Source organism: Paenibacillus paridis (assembly GCF_006345825.1).
GTDB classification, from domain to species: Bacteria; Bacillota; Bacilli; order Paenibacillales; family Paenibacillaceae; genus Pristimantibacillus; species Pristimantibacillus paridis.
In genome coordinates, this window is sequence record NZ_VCIX01000082.1 from 126,332 (window position 1) to 142,572 (window position 16,241).

The window sequence follows — 16,241 nt, forward strand, 5'->3', positions numbered from 1 at the left end:
TTCGCTCCCTTTTCGATTTATGGTGGGTCAACCTTAACTTGTCTATCGCTTACGCTACATACCTACCACCTCCTCTCTTAGCTGTTTTCCCGTATCGCTCCCTGCGGCTCATTAGCCTTTGACGGAACCGACCAGCATCCCTTGTACGAAGTAACGCTGCACGAAAGGGTACATAATCAGGACAGGCAGCGTGGCTACAACGATCAAGGAGTATTTCAACAGCTCTGACAGCTGCTGTCTCTCCACCTGCTTAAGCGCATCGGTAACGCTTGCGCTGTTGTTCATAATGATGATGCTGCGCAATACCAGCTGAAGCGGAAACAGATTAGACGATTTCAAATAAATGAGGGCATCAAAGTAGGCATTCCATTGTCCGACGCCATACATCAGGAAGAGCACAGCGAGAATGGGCTTGGATAACGGAAGGACTACGCTTTGCATAAACCGAATATCGCTGCAGCCGTCGATCTCGCTTGCTTCGAACAGCTCATCCGGAATCGAGTTCTGAAAGAAGGACCTTGCAATAATCACCTGCCATACCCAGACGGCATTCGGAATGAGCAGCGCCCACCGCGAATCGATCATGCCAAACTCCTTGACGACCATATACGTAGGAATTAAGCCGCCGCTAAAGAGCATGGTGAAGGTAATGAGCATCATGATGACGGTCCGGCCAAAAAACGATTTTCGCGACATCGGATATGCAATCATGACGGTAAGCACGACGCTGATCATCGTTCCCGCTACCGTGTAGAACAAGGAATTGCCGTAACCCTGCATAATCTGCGGCGTATCGAACAACACCTTGAAGCCCTTGAAGGAAATATCGACGGGCCACAGCCAGACGCGGCCTGACGTAACCGCAGACGGGCTGCTGATTGAGCTGCTAAGAATATAAATGAGCGGATAGATGACCGCGATTAGAACCAGCGTGAGAATAGTGTAAATCACGATCATGAATATCCGATCGCCCATCGAATCTTTGATGGTCTGTCTCTTTGGTGTCTGCATTGCTATTTTTGCCGATGCCATAGGCGCACTCCCCTTTACCAAATGCTTGATTTCGTGAACCGTTTGGCCAAGCCATTGACCGTAAACAACAACACGAGATTAATTAATGAGTTGAACAAGCCGACTGCCGTAGCGAAGCTGTAATTCGCGTTTAGAAGCCCTATTTTGTATACGTAAGTCGCGATAATTTCGGAATTGACGATGTTGAGCTGATTTTGCAGCAAATAAATTTTCTCGAAGCCAATCGCCATGACGCTGCCTACATTCAGAATCAGAATGATGGTGATCGTTGGCAAAATGCCAGGCAAATCGACGTGGACAATCTTCTGGAAGCGCGACGCTCCGTCCACCTTTGCAGCTTCGTAAAGCGTCGGATCAATGCCCGATAGAGCGGCCAAATAAATGACTGCGGAGTAGCCTGCCGTCTGCCAGATATCCGACCACACGTAAATGGAGCGGAACATGCTGGCCTCACCCAGGAAATTAACCGAATCGAAGCCGAAATAATTGAGCGCTACATTGGCAAATCCAAGCCTTGGCGCGAGGAACAGCATAATAATCGATACCATCACGACCGTGGATATGAAATACGGCGCGAAAGTCACAAGCTGGACAAGCCGCTTAAAGCGTCCGTTACGGATCTCATTGAGCATCAAAGCGAGCAGGATCGGAATCGGAAACCCGGCCAGCAGCAAATATCCGCTCACTAATATCGTATTTTTGGCAAGCGTCCAGAACATTGGATTATCGAAGAACAGCTGAAAGTTCTTAAAGCCGACCCACGGGCTACCCCAGATGCCCTTAATTACGTTGTAATCCTTAAATGCGAGAACCGCGTTTAGCATCGGATAATATTTAAAGATTAGAAAAAACAGCACAGGCGGTATGACAATCAGGTACAGCTGCCAATGCTTTTTGAAGCTGATGACCGCTTCGTCCGCGAGGCTCCGTTTGCCCTTTTTGTTTAACGTCTTGTTATTCAGTACAATTTCTTTTTCCAGAACAATCCCCCCTAAGTAGCTAGCCCCAGATGTATGGTAGCGCTTTCTATACGACTGATCATAGTAGAAAAAGACCACTTCCCAACAGGTACATTTGGGTATTTTAACGTACAAAATCGGCGGTTTTGGGGGGGCAAATCGCCGCTCTGGCGTACATTTCCCGGTTTCGCGCGGTACTGCCGCGCAAACATGCACAAAAAAACAGAGGTTATTCCAGCAAGCCATAAGCTGCTTGTTGGAATAACCTCTGTTTGATTAGAAAGATGCTTTGTCGCTATCTTTGTGGCAAGGGCATGGTTAGCGTTTATCGCTTTATTTCTCTGTGACTAGCGATTGATCGTAAACGGCCTGCATGATTTCAACGTAACGATCCACCTGCATGCCGCGGAGCCCGAGCACGTAATTATCCCAATCCTTGTCCAGTTCCAAATTGCCGGTGATGAATTGGATCATGCTTTGGTCAATGTAATTGGCAAGATTCGTCTGGAGTATGCCCGCTTCATCTGCCTCTTCCGGGTCCATCCACACTTTCCACATCGGATAAAGCTCCTTCGGCTCATGCCCTTCATACAGCAGCGTAGCATCGCGAAGGCGGCGCTCATAGCCGTCCGCGGCATAGATGTCTGGGCTAGCGACCCAGCTCTCGCGATACTCCCTTGGCATATAGAAGTGCGCCATCCCGCTCCAGCCGGAATTGGTCGGCTTCGCGTTCTCTATCGGGATAAGGTTGGAGAACATAGGCTCAAGACGTTCATCCAGCGCTTTTTCTCCGGCCTGCGGCTTCCTCCAGCCCACCCCCTCAAGTCCGGCTTGCGCCATCGTTTGGCCTTCGGGCGTATACATGTAATCCACCATCTTAATTAACGCAATTTGCGCTTCAACGCTCGCCCTATTCGTAATAACAAATTTGGCGCCTGGCTGTATGCCCGAGCTCTCAAAAGTAGCATAAGAAGCATAGGGGCCGGTCAACGGCGGCAACGGCGCATAATCCCTGGTTCGCTCGCTGACAAAAATAGCGGGATGCATAGCGGCGGCAGCCCCAAGGATAACCTCATCCGAGTTGTCCCCAATTTTTTTGAGAGCCTCCGCATTTTGAATGAATGCCCCCGGATCAATTAATCCCTCGTCATAAAGCGATTTAATGTAGGCGATGCCTTCCTTCCACTGGGGCTTATCGGCCACCGTATCCACTTTGCCATTGGACATGAATAAATATTGGCGGTCGTCATCATAAATAAAACCGTTCATCAAGTAAGGAATGATATGAACGCCAAAATCCTCGATGGACCCGGTAAGGGGAACCTCGTCTGGAAGTCCGTTGCCATTGGGATCCTCTTGCTTAAAGGCTTCAAGCATCGCTTTGAACTCCGCTGTCGTACGGGGCATTTCAAGCCCTAACTTATCCAGCCAGCTCGTATTGACCCACATCTTGTTCGGATAGGAGCAATGAAAGCATTCGCTGTATGCGACTAGACCATAGATATTGCCGTCAGGGGCCGTATTGAAAGCCTTTAGAACAGGGTCCTTCTCCATGGCCGCTTTAATGTTAGGCGCATATTGCTCAATAAGCTCGTTTAGCGGCAGAAAGACGCCCTGCTTGCCATATTTCAATACATCGGACTGCGAGAATTGATCAATATACGACGTTAAAATGTAAGCATCCGGAAAATCTCCGCTTGCCAGTGAAATTTGCCGCTTCTCTCTGGCCCCATCCATGGAAACAACGTCCCAGTCGAAGGCTGCGTTAAATTTCGCCTCCAGAAATTTGCTAAAATCATTTGTTTTTAAATCAATGCCCAAGTCCTGTTGGGCAAAAACGCTGATCTCCACCGGCTTAACCGAAGAGGCCGGCGCTTTGTCTGTCCCTTGGGCCACTTCGGTTTCTGCCGCTCCGTTACTCTGCAAGCATGCGGATAACAGCAAGCCGAAGAGCGTGACAAGCGCCACTAGGCCAACCGTTGCTCTCTTCAACCTGATCCTCTCCTTACGCTTTAAAAAACGATAGCCTATATTTTGATCGATTGCCGATAAGAGCTTGGTGCGACCCCCATTACCCGCTTGAATGCCCGGCGGAAGGAGTGGGAGCTGTTGTAACCGACACGAGCCGCAATTTCGTCGACCGTGCAGGCATTGCTCTTTAACAGGTCGGAAGCCTTCTCAATGCGAACCATCTCCAAATAATCAGATACGTTCGTGTCCGTTACTTCCTTGAACAATTGAGAAATATATTTCTCCGGCCTCTCTACCTTCTCGGCAATGCGGTAAAGAGTCAGCTCCGAATCGCTATAGGCTTCAGCTATGAATTGCTTGATCTCCTCGACCATTTGAATATGGGCATGATTTTTCTTGCTGTTGATGACACCGCATAGCGCATCCACGATCGCCATAATCTCGTCCTGAATGACAAAGATTGCATTGGAGGCCTGAATGCTAATGATTTGATTTTTTAACGCATGCAGCAGCTCTGATTCCATAAATGCCTTCTGGTCGAGAAGCTTGAGAAGCGTTCCCTTCAGCTCACCCACCAGCTGCTGCTTCATCTCGGCGGAGAGCTGCTGGTTTTCCGTATTTTTCTCCATGACCGACAAGACCATGCGCCTTGCTTCTTCCGGATCACCAGCACGGATCGTACTGATCAGCCGCTGCTCAATATCCATCGGATAATAATATGTTGCCGTTTCAAGCCTCGAATCATTGAACCATAGGATGCTTTTTTTGCTGTTATATTCGGCGTATTCCATCGTCTGCTTCGCCTGCTCATAAGAGTGGCTAGCCTCAATCATCGCAAAGAAGGAACCGCCGAATGCGGCCGTAATTGAAATTTTGTACTCACTGTATGCCATATCCGAGAGCTTCTCGAGCGTATCATTCATGCGTTCCTTCGCAGACTCGCAATCTTGCTCCTCCTTGAGGGCGGTAAGAATAATGACAATCCGGTCCGATCCCAAATCTGTCATATGCAGCTGGCCATCGAGTTCAGATAGGTTTTGCTTCAAAATCAAACGAGCTGCATACAGCTCATTCAGGATTTCCACGCTGTCCATGCCGGAATACCCATTAATTTGCAAAATGCCAACGAAGCCTTCGCTGGAATCAAACGTCGTATCCGCTTGTACGGCAGCGGCTGTAATCTCATCTACCGTTTGAAATTCACCAGCGATGAGCCGTTTCAGAAACCCATCCCTGACCAGCGGAAGCTGCCTTTTCAATTCATTTTCGAGCAGGCGGTTGTTCGTGATAATATTGGAAATATTGCCTTGCAGGAAATCATACTCATTGCGAACGGCAACGCCGTCCTTGCCAAACTGCTCCTTCATGACGGAGAGAAGGCGGTTAATCGGCGCGCTGTTCCGGTAGGAGAGAAGCAGCCCGACCAGCAAGCCAAGCAGCAATGCTGCGCCTGTAACGAGCCAAGTAATGTACTTAATTTGATTCGCATTTTCCATCAGCACTAGCTTCGGAATACCAGCACGGTATACCCAGCCATTTTTTTTGGAATGAATCGTAATGACTAGATCGTCGTTATAGAACTGGCTGACCTTATCCGGCAGCAGGCGGGCATCCGAGGTCAGCTTTCGGGCATCCTCTTCATTAATTCCGCGCAGTCCAACGGTATTGCCATTCGCGTCGCTGATGTGAGCCCATCCGCCATACCGGTCCTCAAGTCCGGCTAGCAGGCTGGAAATGTTCTCTTCATCTATCATAACAACAACGGTGGCCGGCGATGAGCCGCTAAAGCTATCAAGCGGAAGCGACTGCATATACGTGACCACAGAGGTCTGCCTTGCATTGCTCATAAACGGGGTTAAGGGCTTAATTTCACTTCGATGGGTTTGGTTCAGTATCGTGCTCTTCCATTGCTCCAGCGTCAGGTCATTATAGCGGAAATTTTGATAATAATGCTCCGGCCGGAAATAGGCAGACCCCTGCGTAAAGATAACGTCGTAATTATTTAAGTAGATAAAATAGTTCTGCAAAAAGTCATTCGTCTGGCTAAACGGCGTTACCTGCCTGACCAAGCTCCAAATTCCGTACACGTTGACCAAATCATCGTTTTTCTTCTCATTCATTAATTTGTTCAAGTCGGGATTCAGCGCCAGTTGCCTTGTAAAGCCCTCCACCTCGTCCATCCGTCTCTCCAAAATTTCCTGGCTTCGCTGCAGCTGCGTCACGCTATTTTCAATCGAGATGGATTCCGTTACCGAGATGGAGGTACGATAGGAAACGAAACCGGCAATGCTGGGTATGATCAATATGATCAGATAAGAAACAAGAAATTTGCGAAATATAGTCGAGTATTTTGGCACGGTCAACCCACCTCTCTCTAAATAATAGCGCTTACATTAAACCGATAACATATACTCTCCCCTAAAAATAACTTCGCTCATTCATAATACCCTACTCACGCGAAAAGACAACTACTATTCTAAAATGAGTAGTTGTCCGTTTCGTTTTGATTGCTTAAGATCTGGCCTCCACTTGCCCTTGTACAACATTCAGTTGCTGGTCCAGCGTATATACATGACCTGGGGAAAGCGTGATCGCTACCGCTTGGTCTCCGCTTCTTACGATCGTATTTCCTTCTGAGAAAGCTCTTATGGTCGCTTCCACCATTGCCCCCTTCTCCCACCGAACATCGACCTCCGCGTTGCCTTTGGCACGCAAGCCTTGGAACGAGCCTGCAGGCCATGCGCTTGGAAGCGCAGGAAGCAGGTTTATTTCTTCTGTGCTGCTCTGCAGAAGCAGGTCTGCAACCGCGGCGGTTCCGCCATAATTGCCGTCAATGACGAAGATATTCGTCTCTGCGCCCGCAACGCCGGCCTTGGAGTACGTCAGCAGGTTATCGAAGCACAGCTCGCCGATTAAGTGGGTAATATGTTTAAGCGCGCGATCCCCCTCGTATAGCCTCGAGAACCCCGTTGCGAACAGCACTGCCGTAAATTCAATATCCTCAAGCTCATCGGTCTGCATCCGGCCGAGCAGCGTCTGCTTCACCGCGGCACTTAGCTCCGGCGTCGCCAGCGGTGTAATCTGGCTGCTCGGATACAAAGCATACGTATGCGACAGATGGCGATGCTCCGGCTGCGCTTCCTCGTAATCCTCCAGCCATTCCTGCAATTGGCCACGCTTGCCAACCATCAGCGGCGGAAGCAGCGCTATCGCGTGCTTCAGCTTCTTCTGCAGCTCCAAATCGGTTTGCAGCAGCTCGGCAGCCTCAAGACAGAAAGTAAACAAATCCCTTACCAACTGCTGATCCAGTGTAGAGCCCATCGAGAGCTGCTGGGCGCCTTCCTCCGGTTTACCGGTATAGAAGCTATTCTCCGGCGAGTTGGACGGCCCTGTGACAAGCCAGCCCAAGCTTGGATGTACGGTCATGTAATCCAGGAAAAACGCCGCCGCTTCCTTTAACACCGGATACGCCTGTTGCGTTAGAAAGGAACGGTCCAGACCGTATTCATAATGCTCCTTCAGATGGGTGGCAATCCATAAGCCGCCCGTCACATTAAGCCCCCAGCCCGTTTCCCAGCCAGGAGCGGCAAAGCCCCATGCGTTGGAGAACACATGCGTCACCCAACCTTCACAGCCATAGAAATCCCGCGCTGCCAGCTTGCCCGCCACGGACAAGTGTTCGATATAATTCATTAACGGTACATGGCATTCCGCCAAATTGGCTATTTCGGTCGGATAATAATTCATTTGCGTGTTAATGTCCAGATGGTAGTCGCAGCTCCAGGCCATCCGGTTCGCTTCCCCATCATTCCATAAGCCTTGCAAATGCAGCGGCAGCGGCGAGTCCTCGCGCGTGCCTGCAATCGTCAAATAACGTCCATATTGGAAAAATAAAATGATTAAGCCGGGGTCCTCATGCTGTCCCGACCGCAGCCGTAAAATGCGCTCATCCGTCGGGATGTCGTCGCTGCCCGAATCCTCCAGCTGGATGGATGCCCGGCCGTAAAGTTCGCGATAATCGGCAATATGCTCTTGCTTTAGGATCTCATAACCTTTATCTGCCGCTGACTTGATCTGACTATCGGCTGCTGTCATCCAATGGCTATCGACTTGGCCATAATCCGTATTCATGGCAAAATAAATGACCGCCTCATCCGCATGGGTTACCGCAATGCCGTCAGCCGTACCTTGCACGCTGCCGCCCTTGGCGACGATCTTGATTCTGCCCTCGCCAAATACGCCGCAAGTCCCGTCACTATGAATATCCTCTGTCGCCTGTCCATGAAAAACAACCGTATCTCCGTCTAAGGCTGCGGATGTGAACGAGTTCGTTCGCCCCGTCACGCTTAGCGCAAACGAAACGGAGCCTGCCTGGCTGCCGCTGATGCGTGATACAACGACGCCATCCGCATGCGTAGCGAACGTTTCACGCCTCATTTGCCCACCAGCTGTTTGATAAGATACCTGCGCGAGCGCATCTTCTAAACTCAGCTCGCGCACGAGCTGCTCACCCGGCTGGTCAAAACGCAGAATGACGTCGCATACGGAGAGATTTGTGCCGAAGTTGCCCTTTTTGGGCTGCAGAGCTAGCTTGGCAAGCCTGTCGCCCTCGTTGAAATCCCCTTGAAAAAACGACTCCCGCATCCGTTCCAAATCGGCTTTTCCGCCGCCGATTCCTTGAATACGCTCCGTCTTCCCTGACCAATACGTAATTTCCGTCATGCTCCATGTTTCTTGCTCAATCCCCCCATGAATAACAGCGCCAATTCTGCCATTCCCGATCGGCAGCCCTTGCTTCCAGCTCTCCGCAGGGCCCGAATACCAAAGCCTTGAACGATTCATGCCGTGACCATCTCCCAGCTTTTAGTTTGTGTATGCCTCGCTGACAAGCCGATTCGTCAGGCTGCCAAGCTTCTCAATTTCAATTGTGACAATATCCCCGTCTTTCAAATAAATCCGCTTCTCCTCCGGATAACCAAGCACAACGCCCTCAGGGGTACCTGTCAAAATAATATCGCCTGGCTCAAGCGTCATATGCTGCGAAATATAGCTGACGACCTCATCGCATGCAAAAATCATATCGGAGGTATTTGAATGCTGGCGGACTTCTCCGTTCACGATACATTTAATTTCCAGCTCATTGGGGTTGCCGACCTCGTCCGCCGTAACCAAATACGGGCCCAGCGGGCTGAAATCGTCGCAGCTTTTGCCAAGCAGCCACTGCTGCGTCCTCATCTGAAGATCACGCGCCGACAAATCATTGACATTGCAATAGCCGAATACATGGCTAAGTGCAGCTTCCTTGCTTACATACTTGGCCTTTTGCCCCATTACGATAACAAGCTCGGCCTCATAATCCACCTGTGAGGTGACCCTCTCTGGCAGCGAAATCTCTTTCCCATGGCCCGTCAGCGTGTTGTTGAATTTATTGAACAGGATGGGATATTGCGGGATGGGCGCGTTTGTCTCAACCGCATGCTTCCTGTAATTCAAGCCTACACAAATGATTTTGCTCGGCCTTGTCACGCATGGCCCGAACTGTACGGTCGCTTCATCCAGAAGCGCGGCCTCTGAGAGCTCCGCCGATCCCAGCACCTGATCTACATACGCCGCCAAGGCGTCGAGGCTCTTCTTTCCGCCTTCGATTAAAGCCATCACGTCTATAGGCACATCCGCGTCAGGCAGACGCTCCAACGCCGATTCTATATCGATGATGCCTTCGTTAACCTTGACTCCCAGTCTGTTTTGACCGCCTTGCTCTATCGTTACCAGCTTCATCTCTACCTACCATCCCTTCGATTTGTCAGTTAAGCGTCCTTGCCGAACACAACGCCGCCATCGATATATAACGGCGAGCCCATCATAAAAGAGGATTCATCGGAAGCGAGGAACTACACCGCGTTCGCCACGTCCGCCGCTTGAATGCTCTGCTCCGTCTACCGTCCTTTGGCCGCGTCAATGTCGTTTATAATCACGATCGCGCCTTCTCTGGCGAACAGCTCGTCCGTTGTTTTCCCAATGCCTGAGCCGCCCCCGGTAATAAAGAAATTTTACCCTGAAGTCTCATCAGCAGGCTCGACGAAAATCGACCGGATCCACGAAAATTTGTAATTTTTATCGTTCGCTCTCCCTATGATCTCGCTTAATAACCGAGCGACGCGCCGCCTTCGACGGGCAGGGCGATGCCGGTAATGAATGAGGCCTGCTTTGAAGCCAAGTACAATACCGCCTGCGCGACTTCCCCCGAGGTGGCCGGACGCCCGAGCGGGTGCATCGCATTTAAAGCCTGCAACGTTGCTGCGGGATCTTCCTGCTGCTGCGTCCATGACTCGAGCAGCGGCGTGCTTACGCCTGCCGGACATACGCAGTTGACGCGTATGCCCTCCGGGGCATAGTCCAGCGCCAGCGCCTTGGTCATGGCAATGACAGCTCCTTTGGAGGCGGAATAGACCGGGTTGTGGCGCTGCCCGACCAGTCCGTTAAGCGAAGCCATATTCACGATGGCGCCTCTCGTTTGGCGCAGCAGCGGCATGGCGTGCTTGATCATGAGATATACGCCCTTCACGTTAACAGCGAACAATCGGTCGAACGCCTGCTCTTCTATTTCTTCCAGCGGCTTTGGATGAATCACCGCGGCATTATTAAATAGCACGTCGAGCCGGCCGAAAACTCGCTGCGTTTGCTCCATAAGTGAAGCGACCGACTTCTCCTGCGAGACATCCGTTTGAAATGCGGCGGCAGTTGGAAGCCCTTTCACAATTGAATAGTGATCATTAATATCTTGAGCTACCCGCTGTCCTTCACCCTCGTTCCAATCAGCAATGACCACACGCGCGCCTTCTGCTGCGAACAGTCTTGCGCTTACTTCCCCAATGCCCGAGCCGCCGCCCGTTACCAGCACTACCTGCTCATGAAACTGCAAAGGCATTCCTCCTACTTCACCTGACCCTTAACTAGCCTAATAACCTGCAAGCATTAAGGATTAATGTTGTTAATTGATCCGTAAAAACAGCAAAGGAGCTTTCCCTAATAATTTAGCTATTGTATCATCTATATAGAAACTCGTATTTGCTCAGACATCCATTAAGTTGACGATTCATCCGCTAATTTTAGAAATGGGAAGTAATTAAACATAAATGAGGGATTGTGCTTGAAGAAGCTAAACGAGATTGCGCCTTATGTCGGGGACTCTATGTATTACCTATATGACGGCAGCTCTAACGAGAAGCTGCGTGTCTGCAGCGTCTATGCTTTTCATCTGTTTACGGACGGTCCGGGAGAGATGGAGATTAACGGAAAACGTTATCCGATTGATAACCGCACCCTCATCTTTTTACGCCCAGCGGAGCCTCATGCCTTCCATATTTCTTCCGGCCATCCGCTGTCATCGCATAATTTGTATTGTGATTTGTGGGAACAGCAGCCGCCCGTTTCTCTCAATCGGACGTTTATTTATGCTCCCGAGCCTTTCGAGCTAGGAACGGTAGCGGCTTCCCTTGACTGTGATGAGCTGGATAGCCTGCCTAGCGTTTTCTCGCTACAGCCTTATCCGGAGCTTTACGACTCCTTCGTTATGCTCGCCAAGCTCTACAACGATTCGCTATTTTACCGGGCCGAAATGATGAACAGCCTGCTCTACGCGTGGATTCTTCAGTGGTACAATACGATCCACTCGCACCAGCCCACCGATTACCGGATCGTCCGTTTGCTTGCGCATTTGAATGCACAGCCAGAGCAGCGCGAATCCGTGGAGACATGGTGGCGCTTCTGCGGCTTGAAGCGAACCTATTTTCATGCGCTGTTTTTACGCGAGACCGGCTTCACTCCGAAAGCTTACCATCACAAGCTAGTGATGAGACGGGCCTCCAACCTCCTGCTGGAGAGCGAAATGAGCGTAACAGCCATTGCCGAGCGGCTGGGCTATGCATCAATTCACCCGTTCACGCGCCATTTCAGCGCCTTTTACGGCGTCAGTCCCAAGCAGTACCGCCTGCACCCGCAGTCGAGAGGCTGACCACAGAAATGCAAAATTGCTGCGCAGAGAGTGCGAGGCCACAAGCGCATATTTGCGCTTATTGCTCAAAAATAACGTTCAATGAAGGCAATACGAATACTAGGGTGCTTATCGAGGGTAGGTGGAGAGCAGATCATAAGCTAAATTTCCGAAATGCCTAATATCGTTGAGGTAATTATAGCTAGCCACGCTGCTTAATTGATTGTACATGCGTACAACGACGGCGTTGCTGCGCGGGATGACGAGGCAAGAGCAGCCAGTGATGCCCAGTATTTGATAGGAATCATTTGGCAGCCGTTCTCCAAGCTCATTCAACAGCGTGTCGCGTTGCAGCCACCAAAGATAGCCGTGTCGAGGCAGCTCCGCCGGAAGCTGATTCGGCGTCTGAAGTGCCGCCACTCTGTCAAATACAGATGGAGGCAGGCATCGGATTCCTTCCAACTGCCCTTTCACCAAATGGATATATCCCCACCTTGCTAAGTTTCTTGCACTGACGAACAGGTTGCTCTGGTCACCAGCCGCACTGTTATTTGGTCCAACCCATGACTCATGATCCTCGTAATAGTTGTAAATAAGAGACTCATCATAGGCTGTTCTCCAGCCTGTCTCTGAAAGTTGGTAACGTTCAATTACATTTTCCCGCATGAATTCACTTAAGGTTTGTCCTGACAAATGGTTCACTAATTGAATGAGCATAGCAATTCCGGCATTTCGATAAGCCCAACCCTCACCGCTTGCAAACTCCCTACGAATACTGCCTCCGTCATCTATTAATCCATGCGTATGTGTAAGCAGATGACGAATAGTCACCCCGCGTGCTGCCTCTCGGTATTCCGGTAAGTAGCTTCCAAGCTCATTATCAATGCAGCTAATCAAACCGATCTCAACCAATAAGCTAACAGCCAGCGCGAGATAAGTCTTGCGAATAGACGCCACATTAAATTGGGTATGCTCGCAAACAAGCTTGGATTTCTCTGCGGCCGCTTGCCGCCCCGAATACCATTCATTGACGACCGCACCTTCTTTCAAAATATAGACCGCAGCTGCCGTAGCCCCGATCACGCCCTGCATTTGCGCTGCATAATCATTTAGCTTCTTAAAATGCCCATTCACGGCAGTAGTCAATCGCCCCTGTCCCCTCTCTATCATTAAATAATCGATGCCATCCATGTAATCCAATAGGCCGCCGGAACAAGGAGCAGCTGGGCAAGCAGCGTTCCTATTAGCCTGGAAACCATCAGCAGGCCAAATATTTTATTCAGAGCAGCAACCTCCTTTTCTCCCCGCAGCACTTTATCCGTGACCAAGCCGATTTGCGGATCGATTAGGATCGTCAGCAAAATGGTCGCAACTCCGTTAATTAAGCCGGAGGATTGCAGCGCGGTCGTCTGATTTTCAAGCGTAAGGGTGGACGCCAGCAGCGCGGCCAGCACTCCGATCGTATAAATTGCGGTTACCACTACATTAAGAATAACCAGCCGTTTCGGAATGCCGCCGATTCTCAGGCGCGATAGCATCGATAATTTAGGGCTGCGCAAATGATAGCGTGCATTATGTATTTTCTGAAAGGATACCGAGGTGCGGAGCATTTGCGGTATCGAGCCCGCCACTTCGAAGTGGGCAATTACTCTTGAGGATAAAAACACCGCGGACGGAAACAGCAAGATGGCCGCCAATGTGCCAAGGGTCGAAGCGCCGATAATGATGCGAAGCTGATCCACCAAGTTGAAATCGGCATTCTTTTTGGCGTAATCTATAATTTTACCCGTTAACGGGCCCTGAACCATGTTGGCCGTTCTGGATATAATCAAAATAATGCCAGACAAAGAAAGTGCCACCGCCAGCTTCCCTACCCGAACGCCCGCTGACCGAAGCGCGTAGGTAAGCGTCTCCGAGAAATGAATCACAAACGTAAACAACGCTACTAACAATACCTTCTCTAGCAATTTCTCACCCCATCAACCGTCATGATTTCCCTTTTATACAGATAATACCATAGGTGGAAGATTGGCTGTTAACGAAATCGCTGGTCAAAAAAATAGCGAGCCAGAACAATTTCTGGCTCGCTACTGCTGGTTATCGCGATAGATTAAGGTTACTACGGTTACGCTAGCAAAAAGTCCGCTGCTCCCTCATGGTCAGGCTCAAGCGCCAAGATCATCTGAGCATAATCCGATGCCGCCCGCTCGTCCTCTGTCTCGTAACAGCAAATCGCCAAATGATAAAGCGTCTCGCTGCTTGCTTCGCGCTCCGCTGCCAATCGCTCGTAAAACACTCTCGCTTCGGCATATTGCTCCATCTGAAAGAGCATATTTGCGCAGGCTAACGCTAGGTCAGTTGGTTCATTCATCGGGTAGAAGCTCTCCCACATCAAGCTGATGCCGTCGCATAGATCCATCGCTTCCTCCTCGCCATGACCCGGCAGCAGCTCCAGCATGCGGGACTGGCTTTGGAGAAACAACTGCGAATCAAAGCGGCTTAACCTCCAGAAAGCCAGCAGCTGCGGCAGCTCCAGCTCATTCAGATGCTCGTCATACCAAAGCTTCAGGCTAAAAAAATCATCCGGCCCGAATCGGTCGATAAATCGACGATAAGCAAGGCGGGTGTGAACGTAGCTTGCCGGCTTCTCTACCAACAGCATGCAGCCGACATTCAGGTTACGGTAATGATGCTTCGTAAAAAAAGTCAGCGCTCCCATCTGATCAAACGTATGCTGAAGCGCATGGTAGTTGGCCGTCAAGGAAAAGCTGCCATGGTGAATGAGCTTCGGGGGCTCGGCAAACGTCCAATTTTCCAGCCGATGGTCTCCTTTATCTGCCGTAAGCAGCAGGAAACCTGCGGCGGACAAGGCCCTTAGACGCTGCAGACATGACAGCCCGACCGCTGGAAAGAGGATGTGAGAATCCTCCAGCTTCTGTTTATAAAGCTCGATAACCTCACGATACGGATAATCGTCCCGTTCATATTGTTCCGCACGATAATAATGATAGCTAGGCACCAGCTTGGCCAGCGTATCCCCTGCGTCTAGGGCGCCATCGCGCTCTGGGGCATCAAACGATACTCTGCATTCATAAATTTTGCCTTCATCCACATAGATTAATTCCTGAGGGATGCTGTCAAAAAAATAATTGGCGATCAGCAGCAGCGGCTGCTCCAAATCGCCCGGACTTACGGTAACGCCTGTCTCCAGCAAATGCAGCTTCGTATCCTGCACTGCATCAAATCGTGCAAAATCCAACACCCCTTGCTTCACAAACGGAAGCAGGCGCTCATGCTGCTGCCAGAATTCGATATTTTGCAGAGACAGATCGCTCATTACATAGCGAAAAGGCGGCAGCGCCACATCAGCCTCCTTGAGTAGAGCCGTTAGCTCCTTTAGCACATGGTAAGCCAGACGCCCAGAGCCTGCCCCAAGCTCAAGGATCGTGACCGGCTCCATCCCTTTATCCTTGCTCGACCGATCCAGAAGAAATCCGAAAATCATCTCCGCATAAGCGGTAGCAATATAGGGATTGCTTGTAATATATTGCGGCACCTCATCGCTCTGCCAGGCCTTGATGCCCTGCTTTTCAAAATAGTCACGCTGCAGCTCCCAAATCGGCGCCTCGCTGAAGCGGTAAATTTCTTTTTCGTTGTCGCTCATATTCGTCCTACCCGCTTTTCTCTAAAATATTCTGTTCCAAAAAAACAGCCTTTACGCCCTTTGAAAAAGGAAGTTATCTATTTCATGCAGAAATCTAAGACTGCTTTATTAGGTGAATCATATAAAAGCATTTATATAAGTTGGACTTTTTTTCGAGTTGGTCGCTGCACGAGTAGATCATTCTAGGATGGCGCGGTCGCTGTTGTAACCCGATTCTTAAATTGACTAAAACATGTAAAGTTTAGAATCCAACAACTACGGCGAACACTTCATTTCTCCAGAACGATCTTCTCGCTTCGCATATCCTTCATTTCATTCGTTCAACTTATCTCTATCTCCAAAACCCAGCCATATGCTGCCCATTTTATGTCGCTGGACTAGATTAGATCTATTTTTTAGACCTATTTCATCCATTTCGGCCATTTGAGCTAGATTAGATCTAAAAATTAGATCTATTTCACCAAAACCCGGCCATATGCTGCCTATTTTTTACTACTAGACTAGATTAGATCTATTTTTTAGACCTATTTCTTCCATTTCGGCCATTTGAGCTAGATTAGATCTAAAAATTAGATCTATTTCACCAAAACCCGGCAACATCTTAAACCTACCATCCGCCATG

The 16,241-nt window shown here is 49.9% G+C and carries 11 protein-coding genes and 1 pseudogene; 1 reads left to right on the forward strand and 11 read right to left on the reverse strand.

The annotated features are described in order from the left end of the window. Positions 1-111 precede the first annotated feature (111 nt). From FJQ58_RS11255 to FJQ58_RS11290, 8 genes and pseudogenes are all read right to left on the reverse strand, one after another. Positions 112-1,032 carry a carbohydrate ABC transporter permease gene (locus tag FJQ58_RS11255; protein ID WP_139993348.1) on the reverse strand — a complete coding sequence of 307 codons (921 nt, stop codon included), beginning with the start codon at positions 1,030-1,032 and terminating at the stop codon, positions 112-114. Positions 1,033-1,046: 14 nt separating this feature from the next. Next, the gene (locus FJQ58_RS11260) at positions 1,047-1,994 is read right to left on the reverse strand and encodes an ABC transporter permease (RefSeq protein WP_420799830.1); all 948 of its coding nucleotides are present in this window, start codon (positions 1,992-1,994) and stop codon (positions 1,047-1,049) included. A gap of 330 nt (positions 1,995-2,324) precedes the next feature. Next, positions 2,325-3,983, reverse strand: coding sequence for an extracellular solute-binding protein (locus FJQ58_RS11265; RefSeq protein ID WP_139993350.1), 1,659 nt, complete (start codon positions 3,981-3,983; stop codon positions 2,325-2,327). A 35-nt stretch (positions 3,984-4,018) separates the two neighbouring features. Then, entirely contained in the window at positions 4,019-6,319 is a 2,301-nt protein-coding gene (locus tag FJQ58_RS11270; RefSeq protein WP_139993352.1) for a helix-turn-helix domain-containing protein, read from the reverse strand. 154 nt (positions 6,320-6,473) lie between these two features. Then, positions 6,474-8,804 (reverse strand): glycosyl hydrolase family 95 catalytic domain-containing protein, encoded by a 2,331-nt coding sequence (locus FJQ58_RS11275; RefSeq protein ID WP_139993354.1) that lies wholly within the window; start codon positions 8,802-8,804, stop codon positions 6,474-6,476. A gap of 21 nt (positions 8,805-8,825) precedes the next feature. Further along, on the reverse strand, positions 8,826-9,740 hold the full coding sequence (locus tag FJQ58_RS11280) for a fumarylacetoacetate hydrolase family protein (RefSeq protein ID WP_139993356.1): 915 nt from the start codon (positions 9,738-9,740) through the stop codon (positions 8,826-8,828). A 29-nt stretch (positions 9,741-9,769) separates the two neighbouring features. Beyond that, positions 9,770-9,853, reverse strand: a pseudogene (locus tag FJQ58_RS32915) (short-chain dehydrogenase); the annotation flags it as partial. 251 nt (positions 9,854-10,104) lie between these two features. Further along, positions 10,105-10,884, reverse strand: coding sequence for an SDR family NAD(P)-dependent oxidoreductase (locus FJQ58_RS11290; protein ID WP_238403986.1), 780 nt, complete (start codon positions 10,882-10,884; stop codon positions 10,105-10,107). A 228-nt stretch (positions 10,885-11,112) separates the two neighbouring features. On the opposite strand from FJQ58_RS11290, the gene FJQ58_RS11295 reads away from it, so the two are divergent. After that, entirely contained in the window at positions 11,113-11,976 is an 864-nt protein-coding gene (locus tag FJQ58_RS11295) for a helix-turn-helix domain-containing protein (protein WP_139993360.1), read from the forward strand. 108 nt (positions 11,977-12,084) lie between these two features. Here the strand turns inward: FJQ58_RS11295 and FJQ58_RS11300 are convergent, their stop codons facing one another. The 3 genes from FJQ58_RS11300 to FJQ58_RS11310 form a co-directional block, all read right to left on the reverse strand. After that, the gene (locus tag FJQ58_RS11300; RefSeq protein ID WP_238403988.1) at positions 12,085-13,101 is read right to left on the reverse strand and encodes a serine hydrolase domain-containing protein; all 1,017 of its coding nucleotides are present in this window, start codon (positions 13,099-13,101) and stop codon (positions 12,085-12,087) included. A gap of 23 nt (positions 13,102-13,124) precedes the next feature. After that, positions 13,125-13,922 (reverse strand): lipid II flippase Amj family protein, encoded by a 798-nt coding sequence (locus FJQ58_RS11305; RefSeq protein ID WP_139993362.1) that lies wholly within the window; start codon positions 13,920-13,922, stop codon positions 13,125-13,127. A gap of 158 nt (positions 13,923-14,080) precedes the next feature. Next, positions 14,081-15,619, reverse strand: a complete 1,539-nt coding sequence (locus FJQ58_RS11310) for an SAM-dependent methyltransferase (RefSeq protein ID WP_139993364.1) — start codon at positions 15,617-15,619, stop codon at positions 14,081-14,083. Positions 15,620-16,241: the final 622 nt, after the last annotated feature.

Coding starts and splice junctions, on each gene's coding strand:
- FJQ58_RS11255 (WP_139993348.1), bottom strand. CDS start 1,032: ATGGCATCGGCAAAAATAGCAATGCAGACACCAAAGAGACAGACCATC.
- FJQ58_RS11275 (WP_139993354.1), bottom strand. CDS start 8,804: ATGAATCGTTCAAGGCTTTGGTATTCGGGCCCTGCGGAGAGCTGGAAG.
- FJQ58_RS11280 (WP_139993356.1), bottom strand. CDS start 9,740: ATGAAGCTGGTAACGATAGAGCAAGGCGGTCAAAACAGACTGGGAGTC.
- FJQ58_RS11310 (WP_139993364.1), bottom strand. CDS start 15,619: ATGAGCGACAACGAAAAAGAAATTTACCGCTTCAGCGAGGCGCCGATT.